We start from the raw sequence: 18,593 nt of genomic DNA on the forward strand, positions 1-18,593 counted from the left end.
TTGGTTCCTTTTACTTGGTGACGAAGCTCGCCGGTTTTCTCTTTTAATTTTAACCATTGATAGATGGTGTTGCGTGAAATTTGGAAAATAGCAGATGCTTCGGTGATACTGCCTGTTTTCTCACAGTATGCGAGAACTTTTTTTACGAAAATCTAATGAATATGCCATAAATACATAAAATCATAAATGTACTGGTTTTGTTTCAATTAGCTATATTTCAACACGCCGTACGCATGAAGAAAATGCATGTAACTGTTTTCTAGCTACATGCATTTTTCCAAAAATATTTTCACGATATTTTTGTAATTGCTTTGATTTATCCTCGTTATCACCTACATTATAACAGAATTTCATGATGAAAATATAACTTTTTATGAAAATTAGTTATCTAAAAACGAAATTTTCTTCATACGTTTGGCGTGATATTTCAAGAACTTAGTCAAAGAGGAACTGACAAGTAAAGAGGGAGCCTGCATTTATGCCAAACGCAAGGTGGATGTCAAACCTGTATTTGGTAGGATGAAGGGTGTTTTTGGCGTGCGCAGAGTGCATGTCAGAGGTCAAAAGGTGGTTGAAACAGAGATAAGTGGCTCATTTGGACTAACCTCATGTATGTTTCGTCACTTACAGTATAGTCCATTTGGGCTTTTTATTGTAGTTTGAAATGAACTAGCGCCACTGATTAAAATTATCTAATTTTTTACTGTAAATAAGAAGCTAAAATTTCATCTTGACTAAAAAAACATCAACTTTTTTATTATCTGGTGACTTGCTGCTTTCTAAGACATACTTCTGGCCATTTCTTTCAACAAATAAAATAAGTTCTGTTCCTGCTTCATTCACATAGCAATCCTTGAGGATATACAGTTCTCCTTCTCCGATCACATAACCATAAAACTGGATTGATATTGGATTACCGTTCAAAAATACGGACTTAAGTAATTCATCAGGCACTGAGTAACCGTAATATTTTTGCTGTGTAGCTGGAGTCCCTTAAAGATAACGTATACTTTTTTTCTTGGCATAAGTTTCTATTAAGTCAGAAGTTTCCAAAGTGGAAATATCCCTTACTTGTCTTTCTTCCTCCAACAAGTCATGCAACACCATTTCGATTAACTCTTTGTCTGAGGAAAATTCTTGTTTGAGTTCCTCTGCTTTCATTACCATTGCAGAAAATGTTGTTTGAACGCTTTGTTGCTGTTCTTGAGGTAAAGATTCAATATAATGACGTTGTTCATCTCGAGATTGAATAAGAATACTACGATAATAACTTTCCGATTTCGAATAGGTTATATCAGATTCCTCTGATTTTTTTGAGATTGCTCAATTTTCCTAATAGTTGATGAAGTAGAACTACCATTATTTGATGTAATATTTGTTTTTTCAAAATTACATGCAGACAAGAATACCAGTAAACCTGCTGTTAAAATGAAAAATCTTTTCATGAGCGAATCCTTTCTGGATATTAATTTATCCTTAGTATACAAGTAATTACTCTATTTTTCCAGTAGGAAGAGTATGAGAGACAGCAGTATTATTTTTTAAATCAGGAAGAACAGAGACTTTCATTCCCTTTACTGATTCCCCATGTCCCCACCATGCGTCTACGGAAATAAATTCTTCTCCCCCCTTGGCATCTCAACTACCTCAACTGAGGTACTTCCCCACCATACAAGAAAAAGCCTTGCAATCAAGGCTTTTCATTATCCCTTTCGTTCAAAGGTTTCTAATATTTCACCAGCAGAGCAACACACTCTATATGATGTGTGTTTGGGAGTTCAAAGGTCCAGTGGACCTTTGAAGCAGTATGCTTGAAAACAGGAGAGCATACTGGACAAACTAGTTGCGTTTTACTAATAATCCCACTACTTCTATGTGATGTGTGTTGGGGAGTTCAAAGGTCCAGTGGACCTTTGAAGCAGTATGCTTGAAAACAGGAGAGCATACTGGACAAGCTAATTGCGTTTTTCTAATAAGCCGACTACTTCTATGTGATGCGTATTGGGAAATAAATCAGTTGGCCGCACCTTCGTCAATTTGTACCCCAATTCCTCATAAAGCTTGATATCACGCGCCATGGTCGCCACATTACAAGAGATGTAGACGATTTTCTCTGGGTCTACAGAGCTACTTGCCTTGATGAAGCTCTCTGTCAAGCCTTTTCTCGGAGGATCGACAAAGATGACTGTCGGTTTAATGCCATCTGCCACCCATTTTTTCATTGCAGATTCGGCACTATCACAAACATAGGTCGCATTGTCAATCCCATTTCGAGCAGCATTTTTCTGGCTATCAAGGACAGCCTTTTCAACGACCTCTACACCATAAACATGCTTCACTTGTTTGGCGAAAGACAGGCCAATGGTCCCAATACCTGAATAAGCATCAATGACAATATCATCTGCCGACAATTCTGCGAAATCAATGGCAGTCTGATAGAGTTTTTCAGCCATTTCTGTATTGACTTGATAGAATGACGGAGCTGAAATCTCAAATTCATTGCCCAACATGGTGTCGACAATGGTTTCACTGCCATGCAACAGCCGGAATTCTTGTCCAAAAATCGCATTGGTATTCTGATCATTGATATTCTGGATGATAGAAACCAAATTTGGAAACTGGCTCGTCAAACGTTCAATAAGGGTTTCAACACGGAAAATCTTTGGTCTAGTTGTGACCAAAATCAGCATCAACTGGCCAGAATAATGACCACGACGGACGATGATATTGCGAATCAGGCCTGTCTGCTCTTTTTCATCATAGGGCTTGAGATCCAGTTTACGTAGCTGATCACGGGTAAATGCGATGACCTGATCAATCTCTGGATGCTGGATATAAAAATCTTCAATCGGAACCAAATCATGCGAATTCTTACGGAAAAAGCCCGTTTCCAACTGGCCATTGACCCGGCGAACTGGAACTGCTGCCTTATTACGATAGGCAAGAGGGCTGTCCATACCAAGAGTATTTTCTACTTCTATTTCTGAAATGCCCGCAATCTTGCGTAGACTATTTTCAACTTGCTTTTTCTTAAATTTAAGCTGGGCTGGGTAGTTCAAATGCCCCAAGTCTGCAATACCCGTTCTCAGATAGGTCAAATCCAGGTCTTGATTACGGTCTGGTGAGAGGCTCTGCCATTCTTCCACCTTGCCAAAACCAATATTTTTCTTGAGTTTCAAAATTCGCATGGAAATCTTCTCACCTGGAAGGGCATTATCAACGAAAAAGACCATGCCATCTAATTTAGCAACACCCTGGCCCTCATGTGTCAGGTCCACCACTTCTACTTCAACAATATCATTTTTCTTAAACATAGTTACTACTTTCTAATTTTGGACATGAAAAAGGCTGGGCAAAAAGCCCAGGGCCACTTCTCAGAGTTCGCGTCAACATCTCAGCGCAGTGGTTGATTGGCAGATTTGTTCGTGTATTACACTCCAAATCTGACCATTACGACTGTTGCGAACAAAGTTCGCTTCATCTCCAACCTCCAAAGGTTCCCCGAACCTTTGGAGCTATGCGGGGGTGGGAGTGAAACAGTCTGGGAATAGACTGTTTCAGCTCAACAACTAGAAATAAATACTTGTTGACGAACTCTTTTTGAGCTAGTCGAGTTCTTTCCCACTCCCTCTAGTATATCACATTTTTATCGCAAGCCCAAATCAGCTAAACGTTGCTGGTATTTTTCAAAGTCGACACGTAGGGCCATACCTCCGTACATATCGTAATCATCAATCCAATCCCCATTTTCAGGAATGGTGATTCGTTCGATTCCATTGGCTGCATCCATAACAACTCCTGGCCCATGGAAGAGCATAAAGGCTTGAGGAACTGTTGTCGGGGTCATTGCCACTACTTTACCAAGTGCTTCAGCTCCTGAAAAAAGCTTCAGAGGATTTTTTGCTTGGGTCATGACTGCAGCCAGAACTTGTTGTTGGCGCTTGGTACGACCAAAATCTCCCTCATCATCTGAGCGATAACGAGCATAGTTGAGTAAGGTTTTTCCATCCATCTGCTGTGGACCGACCTGAATGGTTTGATAAGGTGGTGCATTTTCCTCCAGCTGCAAATCATTTGGTGCTTCCACCGAGCTGACAGTTTCACCATCAATGGTTGAAAATTGTGCATCAATGGTCACACCCTCTGGAAAGAGCGTGTCAATAGTCGTTGCAAATGTTGCAAAATCAACCATGGCATAGTAGTCAATATCAATACCAAAATTGTTTTTTAAAGCCTTGCGAACTTCCTCTGCTCCCTGCTGATTATCTTGTTCTCCAAGGGTATAGGCGGTATTCAATTTATACTCATACCCCTCAATGTCGACCAAGGTATCCCGCATAAAGCTAACCAATTTCACCTTATTGTCACTATTGTTAATATTTAAGACCATAATGGTATCTGTTCGTGTTTCCCCCGAACTCTCACCAACACGACCATCCGTACCCAAAATCAAAATATTGGTACCATTGGCAGAGCTGACCCCATTAAATACTTCAGCAGTTGGTTGCTCAGTTACACTATTCAAGCCTTTAAAAAAACTAAAGCCTACAGCAAAAACAAATAATAGAAGGACTAAGGCTAGGACACTGAAAATCCGCTTTACTCCCCATTTTTTCCTCTGTTTTGGCTTCTTTGGCATTTTAGGAAGATCGTCCACTACTTCTAGCCGTGTTCTAGTTTGCTTTGTCTTCCTGCTTCTTCTCGACCTAGACTCTGGGTAAATCGGAAGAAGATCGTCTTCCTGCTCGATTTCTTCTTGAAACCCATCTTCTTCCCTATCTTCAATGATATGTCTAGGAGTTTCAACAGCAGTCTTTTTTGGCTGACCATGGCGAATACGGAGTTCCTTCTTATAGAGAAGATAATCCAGCTCTTGCCGTTCCTTGTCATTTAAATAATGGATATTTTTATGTAAATAATCCAACCTCAACTCTTCATGGTGGGTTAAGATTCCTTTGTTTTTCCTCATACGTTCATCTTCATCCTAACTGGCAACATATACTTGATAATTACCTAGTATTTTACATGATATTCCCAAACTCGTCAATTCTTCAAGGGAATAGGACAGTAGGTCCTCGGATTGATTTTCAAGGTCTAAAATGAAAAAATACTCTCCCAAGGCTGTTTTCAAAGGACGACTTTCAATTTTTGTCAAGCTAATCCCTCGCCATGAAAAGACAGACATGGCTTTATATAGAGCACCTGGCAAATTATCAGGTAGGGTCAAGGCAAGGCTGGCTTTTTTAGTCCCCTCCTGTAAGGCCAAAATCGGTGCTTCTGTCCCTAAAATCCAAAAGCGTGTAAAATTCTCACTCATTTCCTGTATATCCTTGGCAATGACTTCCAAGCCATATTCCTCTGCTGCTGCTTGTGGCGCAATAGCCGCAAAAGGCTGGTCTGGATGCTCTGCGACAAAGCGTGCTGCATAGGCTGTGCTGGCTGTCACCTCTATCCGAGCTTGAGGAAAATGTTCCAAGATATACTTCTTACCTTGCGCAATGGCTTGTGGGTGAGAATAGATAACCTCAATCGTCTTATCCGCACTGCTCGCCAAAAGTTGCTGGGCAATGGGCTGAACGATTTCTGCAACCGCATGGATTTCTGCCTGATGAAAGAGGTAATCAATGGTTTCATGCACACTTCCCTCAATAGAATTTTCTACTGGAATCACAGAATAAGCAACCTGCCCTGTTTCATAGGCTTTAATCACTTCTGTAATGGTCCCAAAAGCTTGTAAATCGGCATTTGGAAAGGCCTGTTGGGCAACCTGATGCGTAAAGGAACCACGAGGTCCTAAGTAAGCTACTTGCATAGAATTTTCCTTGCTACTTGTTCTGGACTTAGATCATCTGTATCGATGACAGTATCTGCCAATCCTTGATAGAGGGACATTCGCTCTTGATAAATGGTTTCAAATTCGTCCTTGCTATGTTGTAAAAAGAGGGGACGTTTGGATTGATTATCCTGGCTAATTCGCCCATAGGCAACTTCAAACGATGCAGTCAATAAGACATTATTTTCCTTATTTTCTTGCAACAACTGACGATTTTCTTCGGATTTGACCACCCCGCCGCCTGTTGACACGAGACAATCGGCTGGCAAGGTCAACAATTCTTTCAAGACTTCTGTCTCAAATTGACGAAAGGCTGCTTCACCCTCCAGACTGAAATAATCTGCGATGGACATGCCAATTCGTTCCTCAATAATCTGATCCATGTCGTAGACAGGTAAATCCAGCAAATTTGCAGTGGTGGTTTTTCCAACTCCCATAAATCCAAGTAAAACGATTGGCATAGCTTCTCCTAGTCTATCAAACTATTTAAGTGGTCAAAGAAGGCTGGGTAACTCGTGTTAATCGCTTCCGCTCTTTCCAACTCCACTTCTCCATCCTGAGCCAAAAGGGCCGCGATAGCTGCCATCATCCCAATACGGTGGTCACCGAAGGTATTGACCGTCGCACCGTGTAAGGCAGTCGGACCATGAATAATCATACCATCTGCGGTCGGCTCAATGTTTGCCCCCATACTATTGAGGGCATCTGCTACCACTTGAATACGGTCTGTTTCCTTGACCTTGAGTTCCTCAGCATCTCGAATTACTGTCGTGCCATTTGCTTGAGTCGCTAAAAGCGCAATAATCGGCAATTCATCAATCAAGCGTGGAATGAGGTCGCCAGCAATCTCTGTCCCTTGCAAGTCAGAAGTTTCCACCGTAATGGTCGCAGATTTTGCAATCTCATCAATATCTGACAAGGTCATCTGACCACCCATGGCCTTGATAACATCTAAAATCCCAGTACGCGTTTCATTGATACCGACATTCTCCAAAACAATCTTGGAATTTGGCACCACCAGACCAGCTACTAACCAAAAGGCCGCACTTGAAATATCACCAGGCACTGTAATCTCCTGAGCCGTAAATTCCTGGCCACCTTGGATACGGATTTCCTTACCATTGACATCCAGCTGACCGCCAAACTGGACAATCATATCTTCCGTGTGATTACGGGTCAACTCTTTCTCGATGATGATACTCTCCCCTTCAGCCTGCAAGCCTGCAAATAGCAGAGCAGACTTGACTTGAGCTGATGCTACAGGCAGTTGGTAATGGATTGCTTGTAAATTCTTGCTGCCCTTGATGACCAGAGGTGGCAAATCACGCTCGGTCTGACCAGAAATTTCCACACCCATTTGACTAAGCGGAATGGTCACTCGATCCATCGGACGCTTGGATAGAGAATCGTCACCAAACATGGTCGCTTCAAAGTCCTGCCCCGCCAAAACACCTGAAATCAAGCGAATAGAGGTGCCTGAGTTGCCCATGTCTAAGGAATTTTGGGGTGCTTGAAGACCATCGAAACCAACACCATGGACCTCCACCACATCGCCCTTGTCTTCAATTTTGACACCTAGATCACGAAAGACCTGCATGGTGGATAAGACATCCTCACCACGTAAAATATCATAGACCTTAGTAACACCTTTGGAGATGGAGCCAAAAATAATGGAACGGTGACTGATAGACTTATCACCTGGTACTCGGATAGTTCCTTGTAAATTTTCTACATTAACTCTCAATTTCATGACTTTACCTCAAAATAGTATTAGTTTCATTCTACCACATTTACAAAATATTTTCAGATTTTTTTGACAATTTATTGACAATAGCTGAAAATAATATATCTTTTATGTTAAATTTTCAGAATTTACTGTAAATTATACTTGGAATACCATATCTTTGTTTAAAAATCTTAAAAATAATGGTATAATTGAAAAAATCTAGTTACGAAAGAGGACAATCTATTGTTTACAGCAACCAGTGAAAAAATTGATATCAATCAAGTACGAGAACATTCTAAACTCTCTCCAGAAACGCTTGCCAAAAAACAAGCCCGTGACCGTGAGCTTGAGGCGATTTTAAAAGGCGAGGATGACCGACTTCTCTTGGTCATCGGCCCATGTTCATCTGACAATGAAGAGGCCGTCTTGGACTACGCACATCGCCTGGCTAAACTTCAAGAAGAAGTCAAAGATAAAATCTTTATGGTCATGCGGGTCTACACTGCCAAGCCACGTACAAATGGTGACGGCTACAAGGGCCTCATGCACCAACCAGATACAGATGCTGCGCCAAGTCTTATCAACGGAATTAAGGCTGTTCGTAATTTGCACTACCGCGTCATTACCGAAACTGGATTGACAACAGCAGATGAAATGCTTTATCCAGAAAACTTACCCCTAGTTGATGACTTGGTTTCCTACATCGCTATCGGAGCGCGTTCGGTGGAAAACCAACAACACCGGTTTGTTGCATCAGGTATCGACGTTCCAACTGGTCTCAAGAACCCGACATCCGGTAACCTCAAAGTCATGTTCAACGGTCTTTTTGCCGCACAGAAGAAACAATCATTCCTATTCAATAATACGGAAGTTGAAACATCTGGCAATCCACTTGCCCACGTTATTCTTCGTGGCGCAGTCGATGAAAACGGTAAATATTTACCAAACTACTACTACGATAATCTCTTGGAAACCATTGAACTCTATGACCAATTTGGCTTGAAAAATCCATTCATTATCATTGATACCAACCATGATAACTCAGGTAAGAACTACATGGAGCAGATCCGTATTGTTCGTCAAACCTTGATTAACCGTGATTGGAATGAATCCATCCGAAACTATGTTCGTGGATTTATGATTGAATCCTACATCGAAGACGGTCGCCAAGACAATCCAGATGTCTATGGAAAATCCATCACAGACCCTTGCTTAGGCTGGGAAAAAACACAAGAACTCATCCGAGAAATTTACAACAGATAGGAAAATACTATGGGAATCCACAAACGTAGCACCAGTTTAGACATTGATAAAGTAAAGGAACTTTCCAAGTTAGAAGGAGAATTTCTAGCTGCAAAAAATCAGCGCGATGAAGAACTGAAAAGAATTATCCGAGGTGAAGATGACCGTCTGCTCTTGGTTATCGGCCCTTGCTCATCAGATAATGAGGAGGCCGTTCTAGAATATGCACGTCGTCTCTCTAAGCTTCAAGAGGAAGTCAAAGATAAAATCTTCATGGTCATGCGGGTTTACACAGCTAAACCACGTACCAATGGGGAAGGCTATAAAGGACTGGTTCATCAGCCAGATACTTCTAAATTACCAGACCTCATTAACGGAATTGCAGCCGTTCGTAATTTGCATTACCGTGTCATTACTGAGACCGGACTCACAACTGCTGATGAAATGCTCTACTCTGCCAACTACCCTCTTGTGGAAGACTTGGTGTCCTACCATGCCATCGGGGCTCGTTCGGTTGAAGACCAAGAACACCGCTTTGTAGCTTCAGGTATTGACATGCCAACAGGCATGAAAAACCCAACTTCTGGCAACTTGACTGTCATGTTCAATGGTATCTACGCCGCACAAAACAAGCAGAATTTTATCTATCGCGATGCCGAAGTTGATACAGATGGAAACCCGCTTGCCCATGCCATCCTTCGTGGTGCCAATACCGAACAAGGAACCTATGAGCCAAACTACTACTACGATATTCTCTTGAAAACGATCAAACAGTATGAACAATTTGGCCTTCAAAATCCATTTATCGTCATTGATACCAACCACGATAATTCTGGTAAAAATTATCTGGAGCAAATCCGTATCGTCCGTCAGACCCTCATCAATAGGGCTTGGAATGAATCCATTCGCAAATATGTCCGTGGCTTCATGATTGAATCCTACTTGGAAGACGGCCGTCAAGATAGCCCTGAAGTGTTTGGCAAATCCATTACCGACCCTTGCTTGGGCTGGGATAAAACGGAAGACCTTATCCGTGAAATCTACCAGACCTTATAAACTCAACAATTAAAAAAATCAGATGAAAAATGGAGGAAACCTGTGACTATTGATGGATATACTCGCTTAGCTGCTGTTGTAGCCAAACCAATCAAACACTCTATTTCCCCCTTTATTCATAATCTGGCTTTTCAAGATACAGGTGTAAATGGAGTATATGTTGCTTGGGAAATTCCAAAGGAAGACTTGGCCGTTACGCTTGAAAATATCAAACGATATGATATGTTTGGTATCAATCTGTCAATGCCCTATAAACAGGCTGTCATCCCGTATCTCGATGACCTAACCCCAGCAGCTCGCTTGATTGGAGCTGTCAATACCGTTATTCATCAGGATGGAAAGCTAATAGGGCACAATACTGACGGCATTGGATTTTTCAAGAGCTTGGAAAAGCTAAAAGGATTTCAAGTAAAGAACAAACGCCTAACCATTCTTGGTGGTGGTGGTGCTTCTACCGCTATCATTGCTCAAGCTGCTCTAGATGGGGCCAAGGAAATTACTATTTTCTGCCGCAAACAAAGCTTGGAAAGAACACAGGCGAGTATTGCACCAATTGCTCAAGCTACTGGAGTGCCTATAAAGGTTCTAGTCAACGACAATAATCAGTTGATGCAAGAAGAAATTACCAAATCAGACTTGTTGGTAAACGGCACCAGTGTCGGTATGGACGGAGTTTCTCTACCTATCCCTGCCAACCTAGAATTCCCAGAGCAGCTCTTGGTTGCGGACATCATATACCAACCATTTGAAACACCTTTATTGAAGCTTGCCCAGTCACAAGGCAACCCTACTATTAACGGTTTGGGCATGCTTCTCTTCCAAGCAGCCGAAGCCTTCCAAGCCTGGACTGGTAAGGAAATGCCAACTGACTTGATTTGGGACCAATTAGTCCAAAAATACGACATCAAATAGAGAGGAAATCTGATGAAACTGACCGTCAATCTTCCCCACAATCCCTACGACATCCTCATTCAAAGAGGTAGTTTAACACAGACAGGTGCCTGGGTCAAAGAACTTTGGAAACCTCAGAAAATCGCCATTATCACAGATGATCATGTTGGTTCGCTTTATGCTGCCACCGTTCAAACTAGTCTGGAAACAGCTGGCTTTGAAACCATAATCTTTGCATTTCCAGAAGGTGAAGCATCAAAAAATCTTGACACTGTCAATCAAGCCTACGAATTTCTCGTAAAAAATGGCATGACACGCAGTGACGGAATTATTGCCCTGGGTGGCGGTGTCGTTGGTGATTTGGCTGGCTTTGTGGCATCAACTTACATGCGTGGCATTCATTTCCTACAAATCCCGACCAGCCTAACTGCCCAAGTCGATTCTTCTATCGGGGGAAAAACTGGCGTGAATACACCATTTGCCAAAAATATGGTAGGTACTTTCTGCCAGCCAGACGGTGTGCTCATTGACCCTGACACCCTCAAAACCCTAGGCAAACGTGAATTGATTGAAGGAATGGGTGAGGTTGTCAAATATGGCTTAATAGATGATGTGGAGCTCTGGGAAACCCTGGACCAACTAGATGGATCTGTCGAGAGCATTTTGGAACATGCTGACTATATCATCTACCACTCCTGCGAAGTTAAACGCAAGGTCGTAGTCGAGGATGAATTGGACAATGGTGTTCGACTGTTCTTAAACTTCGGTCACACCATTGGACATGCTATCGAAGCAACCGCTGGCTACGGTCAGGTCATGCACGGTGAAGCTGTTGCCATTGGTATGGTACAGATTGCACGCGCTTCCGAAAGAAAAAAACTCATGCCAGCTGGTATAACTGAAAAAATCATCGCCATGTGCGAAAAATTCGGCCTGCCAACAGCTCACCAACCTTGGAATGTAGACCAACTATACGCTGCCTTGACACGAGATAAAAAAGCACGAGGCAAATCTATCAAACTTGTCATCGTACCACAATTAGGCCAGGCAGCCATACACCAAATCCCAATGGAAGAAATGCTGGAATTTCTACAACTATAAGAAAAAAAGACTACTGACTTGAATAAATCAGTAGTCTTTTTCTTATAAAATCATTTCATCGTCAGTCAGCTTCTCACCGCTGTTTTTGTAGAAAAGGTCCATTAGATTTTGAACAGTTAGGTTCTTCTTCTCTTCACCTTCTACATCGACAACGATCTGACCACGGTGCAACATAACCAAACGATTTCCGTATTCGATGGCATTTTCCATGTTGTGCGTAATCATAAGGGCAGTTAATTGGTGGCTTTCAACGATTTTCTTGGTAAGCTCCATGACCATATCACTGGTTTTTGGATCAAGGGCTGCAGTGTGCTCATCCAAAAGCAGAACTTTTGGTTTCACCAGCGAAGCCATCATCAAGGTCAAGGCCTGACGTTGACCACCAGAGAGGAACTGCGTATCCACTTTCATACGGTTTTCCAAGCCCAAACCAAGCTCTTTCAAGGCTTCTTTGAAAATAGCACGTTCACTATCTTTCACACCCCAGCCAAGACCACGTGAAAGTCCACGACGGTAGGCAATGGCCATATTCTCTTCAATGGTCAAGCGAGAGGCTGTTCCCATTTTCGGATCTTGGAATACTCGACTAATGTCCTTAGAGCGTTTGGCAACTGATACATGCTTAATGGATTTACCTTCAAGCAAAATATCGCCCGAATCAACCGTCAAGGCACCTGCAAGTGAGTTCATGAAAGTCGATTTGCCTGCACCATTACCACCGATAATGGAGATGAAATCCCCTTCTTTTACATCTAAGTTCAACCCACGAAGGACATGGTTTTCATTGACTGTCCCTGCTTCGAAGGTCTTATGAATATTTTGTATTGATAAAATAGTCTTCATGACTTCCTCCTAAGCATTTCCGTTCAATTTTGGTCGACGAATGTTGAGCTTCTTCTGCAATTCTGGCACATAAAGGACTGTTGCCAAAAGAATAGCCGAGAAGAGTTTTACAAGGTCTGCATCCATGCCTGGAATTTCCAAAATTGCAAGGATAATCAAACGGTAAACAACTGCACCAAGTACAACGGATAACAATCTCCAACCCAAGCGCAAGTTGCGTAAAATTACTTCTGCAATAATAACAGAGGCCAGACCGATAACAATGGTACCTGTACCAGAGTTCAAATCCGCATAGCCATTGTTTTGTGTCAACAAGGCGCCACAGAGGGCAATCAGACCGTTTGACATCATGTAGCCATAGATTTTCATATTGTCAACGTTGATACCATTTGCCTCACTCATTGGGATATTGTCCCCTGTTGAACGAATAGCCAAACCAATTTGAGTATTCAACAAGAGAGTAAGCAGACCTACAACTGCTAGTACAAAGACAAGACCGATAACCAAGACTGCATTTGTTTTGGTTAGACCAAATTCCTGCAATTGAGTTACCAAGGTTTCTTGTTTTAGTAGGGCTACGTTGGCCTTACCCAAAATTTTCAAGTTGATAGAGTAAAGACCTGTCAAAGTGACGATACCTGTCAAAAGGGCTGGAATTTTGAGCTTTGTATGAAGCAAACCTGAAATCAATCCAGCTACCATACCTGCTAGCACTGCCATAAAAGTCGCCAGCAAGGGATTTACTCCATTAACAATCCCAGTTGCACAGACTGCAGCTCCGAGGGGATAAGACCCCTCCGCTGTCATATCTGCGATATCTAAAATACGAAATGTCAGGTAAACACCAATCGCCATGACCGACCAGAGCAGGCCTTGCGAAATGCTTGATAAAATAATATCCACAATTTTCTCCTTATTTGATAAAAATAAACTAGGTTCTATTTTACCACTTTTATTCTGTTACAGATAGTTTAGCCGTATCAATACCCAATTTCTTAGCCATTTCTTCGTTGACATGAAGGCTAACTGTTTCAGGATATTCTACAGCTGTTTCAGATACCTTAGCACCTTCAATAATCTTAATAGCCATTTTGGCAGTTTGACGACCGAGTGCCTCATAGTTTGTACCGTAGGTCAAAAGACCGCCTTCATCCACCATATCTGTTGAACCACCGATGACAGGAACATTATGTTCCACAGACAATTCACCAATCATAGTCATGGTTGAAGCAACTGTATTATCAGTTGGAACAAAAACAGCATCCACATCCTTCATCAAGCTAGTTGTCGCATCTTGGACCTCATTTGAAGAAGTAATTCCTTTGACAACAACCTTGTAACCAGCTTTTTCTAGTAATGCCTTGGCTTGTTCTACCTGAACTTCTGAGTTCCGTTCGCTAGTAGTGTACAAAATACCAACTGTCTTGGCATCTGGAACAGCTTGACCTAGCAATTCAACTTGTTTATCAATTGGTGCCTGGTCAGATGTACCCGTCAATAAGCCACCTGGTTTCTCGATTGTTTCAACCAAGTCGGCTGACAATGGATCTGTAACGGCTGTAAAGAGAATTGGTGTTTCCGTTGATACAGTCGCCAAACTTTGTGCTGATGGCGTTGCGATGGCTAGGACTAAATCATTTTCCCCAACCAATTGTTCTGAAATAGTTTGAAGGTTGGCTTGGTCACCTTGGGCATTTTGATAATCCAAGACCAATTTTTCACCTTCCTTGTAGCCATTTGCTTCCAATTCGGCCACAAAACCTTCACGCGCAGCTGTCAATGACTCATGCTCCATATACTGAAGGACACCAACTTTAACCGCTTCAGATGAGGCTTGTTCAGATGTAGATGAGCAAGCTGCAAGAGTTAACAAACCTACACTTGCCAATGAAATAGTTGCCAATTTTTTTACTAGCTTATTATACATATAATCCAATCTCCTAACTGTTTATTCTTCTAGTGATTTTATGGTTGCAGCATCGATACCAACAGCATTTGCCATTTCTTCGTTAACTGTAATCGCTGCTGAGTTTGGTTTTTCAACTGCTAAATCAGCAGGCTTTTCTCCTTCCAAAATCTTAACTGCCAATTCTCCAGCTTGCACACCGATTGCATGGTAGTCAACACCGTAGGTAAAGAGAGCTGCATCAATAACCGCTGCGTCAGATCCCATAGCTGGAACTTTTGCCTCTTTCAAAACATCGCCAATGGTTGAAGCTGTTGAGGCTACTGTGTTATCAGTTGGAAGGTAGATTGCATCCACTTTGCCAGCCAATGAAGTGATGGCTTGCTGAACATCGTTAGTTGAAGTAACAGTCGTCACTTCTACCTTAATCCCTTTTGCTTCAAGCGCTTTTTTTGCCTGATTAGCTTGAACTTCCGAGTTTACCTCGCTTGAATTGTAGAAAATACCAACTGTTTTTGCAGAGGGAACTACTTTGACTAACATATCAATTTGCCCCTCTACATCTGTCGCATCAATTGAGCCTGTCATGCTTCCTCCTGGGGCTTCCAAGGATTCCACCAAGCCTGCTTCAACTGGATCCGTTACAGCTGTAAATACGCCAGGAGTTTCAGCATCTGCGTTTAACATGGCCTGGGCAGCTGGTGTTGCAATGGCAAAGTTAAGGTCATTGTTACCAGCTAACTTTTGAACCATTGTCTGCAAATTGGCTTGATCACCTTGTGAATTTTGCAAATCAATTGTTAAGTTTTCACCTTCTTTGTAGCCTGCTTCTGCCAAGGCTTCCACAAAACCTTCACGGGCTGCAGTTAATGCCTCATGCTCGGCATACTGAATGATACCAACATTTACTGAACTATTGTCTGATGAACTTGAGCTACAAGCAGCCATGGTAATTGCTGATAAGAGTGTTACTGAACTAAGGATAATTTTTTTAAATCCCATGATTTATCTCCTTTTTATATATAAAAAATGAACAAGAAAGGACCGCTTAGACTACACTCTAAACGGTCCTATATTTCAACTGTATATGAAAACAGAAGGAATTACTGTGCCATTTAGATGTATCATCTATGAGGCACATGTCAAAACAACTACAGCCACATAGATACAAACTTTACGTTCCCGTGTTTGCATCCATGTTTACCATGTCTACAAACACTATCTAAAATAGCCGTAGAAATAAGTATGATTAGCTGAATGATTTTGACACATTAGTAACATTTCTGTTTTCCTTTCTAATTGATTTTTAATTCTTACTTATCTTAATTCATTTTCAAGCATTTGTCAACAAAAATTGCTTAAATTTTCAGATTTTTTAACTTTTTTCCGAAAATCTTTTAATAATTTCATGGAAAAGGGAGCGGGAAAGAACTCGACTGGTCAAAAAAAGAGTTCGTCAACAAGTCCTTATTTCCAGTTGTTGAGCTGAAACAGTCTATCCCCAGACTGTTTCACTCCCACCCCCGCATAGCTCCAACAGTCAGAGTAGTGACTGTTGGAGGTTGGAAATAGAGCGAACTTTGTTCGCAACAGTCGTAATGGTCAGATTTGGAGTGTGAAACACGAACAAATCTGCCAATCAACCACTGCGCTGAGATGTTGACACGAACCCTGAGAAACGAGGTTGAGCTTTTTGCCCAGCCTCAAAGTTTTTACCTGACTTCCACTTTTTCTGTCCAAGGATGAGCAGTAGTTGCCAGAACTTCATTAAGCTCTTCGACATTGCGACGACCTTGATCAGCCAACCAAGCTTTGGCTGCTTCTTCACCCTCGCTTGCAAAGATAGCTACTGCATCCTTCCAAGTCGCGCGTCCACAAAGAACACCATTAAAGCTTGAACCGGCTTCTTTAGCAAAGACAAGGGTTTCTTGGAAGAGTTTGGCAGATACACCCGCACTCAAATAGATGAATGGCAAGTGAGTACTGTCTGTCTGCTCCTTGAAGAAGGCCTTGGCTTCCTCAACTGTATAGACTGGCTCTTCATCTGTGTAGCCTTCTACAAAGTTCATGTTAACCGGTACTTCTACCTTAAGCACATCTGCATTGTAGCGTGGCTTACTGAATTCACGCATGGCACCATTGACCTTGTGTGGTTTGAGAGCTGCGTATTCACGAGAAGTGACATCCATATCGCTGGCATCGTAGGTCAAGATTTCCACAAAGTAAGGAATATCTTCTGCCATACACTCGCTACCAATGCGTTCTACCCATGCGTGTTTGATATCGTTGATTTCTGGCTTCTCATCTACATCATAGTAAAGCAAGATTTTCACGGCATCTGCACCCAATTCCTTGATGCGTTTTGCTGACCAGTTTGGCAAAAGGTCTGGCAAACGACCTGGTGTGGAAGCATCGTAACCTGTTTTTTCATAAGCTGCAATGAAACCGCAGTCTGCATGGCGCAATTCTGAAGCTGGAACACCATACTCAGCATCCAAAAGAATGGAACTTGCATAAGGTGTCAAGTCACTTGAGATAACTTTTTTGAAATCAATCAAAATATCATCTCCAAATTCGCCACTACCTGCTGCCGCAGCCAAGAGGCGTTTCAATGCACCACGTTGGTCAATAGCCAAGGCTGCAATGACTTGGTCGCTGTTTGATAAGCGGGTCATGTGGTCAAATTTAGCCTGAGAAAGTTGTAATTTTGTCATTAGATTCCTCCTGGAAAATAGTATTACCAATTAAGTTGCTGTTGATGTACAACTAGCAGTTTTGAAGCCTTTAACTAATTTTCAAATCGTTTCACACCGTCTAAGTAGGTTGCTTGCAATCTTCCTGCATCATCGACGACGATAAAGTCTGCTGCCCGTCCTTCTGCAATCTGACCACAAACATGATCAATGTTGACAGAGCGAGCTGGTGCTAGAGAAGCCATTCGAAGGGCATCCGGTAGGGAAACCAAGCCCCATTCAACCACATGCTGAACAGCCTGGATCAACTCTAGAATGGAACCTGCCAAACTACCATTGTGTTTGAGGCGAGCTGTGCCGTCTTTGACAATGACTTCAAATTCTCCTAGTCGAGAATTTCCTTCACCCATGCCTCCTGCTCGCATACAGTCCGTAATCAATACAGTTTCTTCTGCGCCACGCGCCTTGACAACAATTTCTGCTGCCGCTGGATGAACATGGTGACCATCACAAATCATTTCTGCGTACACATTTTTTAAGTTCAAGGCTGCGCCAACCATTCCTGGCTCACGATGATGTAGCCCACTCATGCCATTGTAAACATGGACGAAAATATTGGCTCCTGCATTTACAGCCGCTTCTGCTTGCGCATAGGTCGCATCACTATGAGCCAGAGCTGTGTGAATGGCCTTGCTGTTGGCAAACTCGATAAATTCTGTCACACCTTCCCTCTCTGGTGCAATGGCAATTTTATTGACCAGGCCCTTGGAGAGCTGGTGCCATTTATCCAATTTCTCAATAGATGGATCGCTCATATACTTGGGATTTTGGGCTCCCTTGTATTTTTCTGTAAAGAAGGGACCTTCTAAGAAAATTCCCTGAATCTTGGCACCTCTTTCCTGACCTGCATAGGTTCCGATGGTTTCACAGACTGCATCCAAATTTTCTGTGGAATCTGTCAGGGTTGTTGGAAGCCAAGAGGTCACCCCACAAGATAAGAGGCCTTCTGAAATGACCTTGATGCCTTCAAAATCATTGTCCATGACATCGTGGGATGCATAGCCATGAATGTGGGTATCCACCAAACCTGCTGCTAGATGATAGTCGGAATAGTCGATAATATCCCCTTCAGGCTTTTCTGTCAGAATTTTACCAAAGGTACCTATATCTGTTAGTTCGAGATAGGCATTCTCTACCTCAGTATCCTTCAAAATAATAGACTTAGCATATATATACTTAGACACGTCCTATCTCCTTAATTCAATATAATATTTCTGTATACTGGTTATAACCATATACTAA

The 18,593-nt window shown here is 42.2% G+C and carries 16 protein-coding genes and 3 pseudogenes; 5 read left to right on the forward strand and 14 right to left on the reverse strand.

From position 1 onward, the window contains the following. Positions 1-168, reverse strand: a pseudogene (locus C1G57_RS06505) (IS630 transposase-related protein); the annotation flags it as partial. A 255-nt stretch (positions 169-423) separates the two neighbouring features. Here C1G57_RS06505 and C1G57_RS06510 point away from each other — a divergent pair. Next, a pseudogene (locus C1G57_RS06510) lies at positions 424-597 on the forward strand (transposase); the annotation flags it as partial. A 120-nt stretch (positions 598-717) separates the two neighbouring features. Here the strand turns inward: C1G57_RS06510 and C1G57_RS11055 are convergent. From C1G57_RS11055 to aroA, 7 genes are all read right to left on the reverse strand, one after another. Beyond that, positions 718-954, reverse strand: a complete 237-nt coding sequence (locus C1G57_RS11055) for a hypothetical protein (RefSeq protein WP_153045613.1) — start codon at positions 952-954, stop codon at positions 718-720. A gap of 39 nt (positions 955-993) precedes the next feature. Then, positions 994-1,161 (reverse strand): hypothetical protein, encoded by a 168-nt coding sequence (locus tag C1G57_RS11120; protein WP_161941119.1) that lies wholly within the window; start codon positions 1,159-1,161, stop codon positions 994-996. A gap of 794 nt (positions 1,162-1,955) precedes the next feature. Continuing rightward, the gene (gene rlmD, locus C1G57_RS06515; protein WP_105114231.1) at positions 1,956-3,314 is read right to left on the reverse strand and encodes a 23S rRNA (uracil(1939)-C(5))-methyltransferase RlmD; all 1,359 of its coding nucleotides are present in this window, start codon (positions 3,312-3,314) and stop codon (positions 1,956-1,958) included. Between the two features lie 332 nt (positions 3,315-3,646). Further along, a complete protein-coding gene (locus C1G57_RS06520; protein WP_105114232.1) occupies positions 3,647-4,969 on the reverse strand; it encodes an LCP family protein in 1,323 nt (440 codons plus the stop codon). Between the two features lie 15 nt (positions 4,970-4,984). Further along, the gene (gene pheA / locus C1G57_RS06525; RefSeq protein WP_105114233.1) at positions 4,985-5,812 is read right to left on the reverse strand and encodes a prephenate dehydratase; all 828 of its coding nucleotides are present in this window, start codon (positions 5,810-5,812) and stop codon (positions 4,985-4,987) included. Next, positions 5,803-6,294: a shikimate kinase gene (locus C1G57_RS06530; protein ID WP_105114234.1), complete on the reverse strand. Its 492-nt coding sequence runs from the start codon at positions 6,292-6,294 to the stop codon at positions 5,803-5,805. The genes pheA and C1G57_RS06530 overlap by 10 nt, the downstream gene beginning before the upstream one ends. A gap of 8 nt (positions 6,295-6,302) precedes the next feature. Then, a complete protein-coding gene (gene aroA, locus C1G57_RS06535; protein WP_105114235.1) occupies positions 6,303-7,583 on the reverse strand; it encodes a 3-phosphoshikimate 1-carboxyvinyltransferase in 1,281 nt (426 codons plus the stop codon). 216 nt (positions 7,584-7,799) lie between these two features. Between aroA and C1G57_RS06540 the strand changes: the two are divergent. The 4 genes and pseudogenes from C1G57_RS06540 to aroB all read left to right on the forward strand — a co-directional run. Then, positions 7,800-8,822 (forward strand): annotated as a pseudogene (locus tag C1G57_RS06540) (3-deoxy-7-phosphoheptulonate synthase); the annotation flags it as partial. Between the two features lie 9 nt (positions 8,823-8,831). Continuing rightward, positions 8,832-9,857 (forward strand): 3-deoxy-7-phosphoheptulonate synthase, encoded by a 1,026-nt coding sequence (locus C1G57_RS06545; RefSeq protein WP_105114237.1) that lies wholly within the window; start codon positions 8,832-8,834, stop codon positions 9,855-9,857. 42 nt (positions 9,858-9,899) lie between these two features. After that, a complete protein-coding gene (locus C1G57_RS06550) occupies positions 9,900-10,769 on the forward strand; it encodes a shikimate dehydrogenase (protein ID WP_105114238.1) in 870 nt (289 codons plus the stop codon). 12 nt (positions 10,770-10,781) lie between these two features. Next, the gene (aroB, locus tag C1G57_RS06555) at positions 10,782-11,849 is read left to right on the forward strand and encodes a 3-dehydroquinate synthase (protein ID WP_105114239.1); all 1,068 of its coding nucleotides are present in this window, start codon (positions 10,782-10,784) and stop codon (positions 11,847-11,849) included. A gap of 42 nt (positions 11,850-11,891) precedes the next feature. Here the strand turns inward: aroB and C1G57_RS06560 are convergent, their stop codons facing one another. The 6 genes from C1G57_RS06560 to nagA form a co-directional block, all read right to left on the reverse strand. Continuing rightward, positions 11,892-12,692 carry an ABC transporter ATP-binding protein gene (locus C1G57_RS06560; RefSeq protein WP_105114240.1) on the reverse strand — a complete coding sequence of 267 codons (801 nt, stop codon included), beginning with the start codon at positions 12,690-12,692 and terminating at the stop codon, positions 11,892-11,894. A 9-nt stretch (positions 12,693-12,701) separates the two neighbouring features. Beyond that, complete coding sequence (locus tag C1G57_RS06565) at positions 12,702-13,595, reverse strand: ABC transporter permease (RefSeq protein ID WP_105108719.1); 894 nt, start codon at positions 13,593-13,595, stop codon at positions 12,702-12,704. 49 nt (positions 13,596-13,644) lie between these two features. Beyond that, positions 13,645-14,619, reverse strand: a complete 975-nt coding sequence (locus C1G57_RS06570; protein ID WP_105114241.1) for an ABC transporter substrate-binding protein — start codon at positions 14,617-14,619, stop codon at positions 13,645-13,647. 21 nt (positions 14,620-14,640) lie between these two features. Next, positions 14,641-15,600 carry an ABC transporter substrate-binding protein gene (locus C1G57_RS06575; protein ID WP_105114242.1) on the reverse strand — a complete coding sequence of 320 codons (960 nt, stop codon included), beginning with the start codon at positions 15,598-15,600 and terminating at the stop codon, positions 14,641-14,643. Between the two features lie 710 nt (positions 15,601-16,310). Continuing rightward, positions 16,311-17,312 (reverse strand): tagatose-bisphosphate aldolase, encoded by a 1,002-nt coding sequence (gene lacD, locus C1G57_RS06585; RefSeq protein WP_105114243.1) that lies wholly within the window; start codon positions 17,310-17,312, stop codon positions 16,311-16,313. 74 nt (positions 17,313-17,386) lie between these two features. Further along, a complete protein-coding gene (nagA, locus tag C1G57_RS06590) occupies positions 17,387-18,535 on the reverse strand; it encodes an N-acetylglucosamine-6-phosphate deacetylase (RefSeq protein ID WP_105114244.1) in 1,149 nt (382 codons plus the stop codon). Positions 18,536-18,593 lie beyond the last annotated feature (58 nt).

The organism is Streptococcus suis (assembly GCF_002960425.1).
GTDB lineage: Bacteria > Bacillota > Bacilli > Lactobacillales > Streptococcaceae > Streptococcus > Streptococcus suis_S.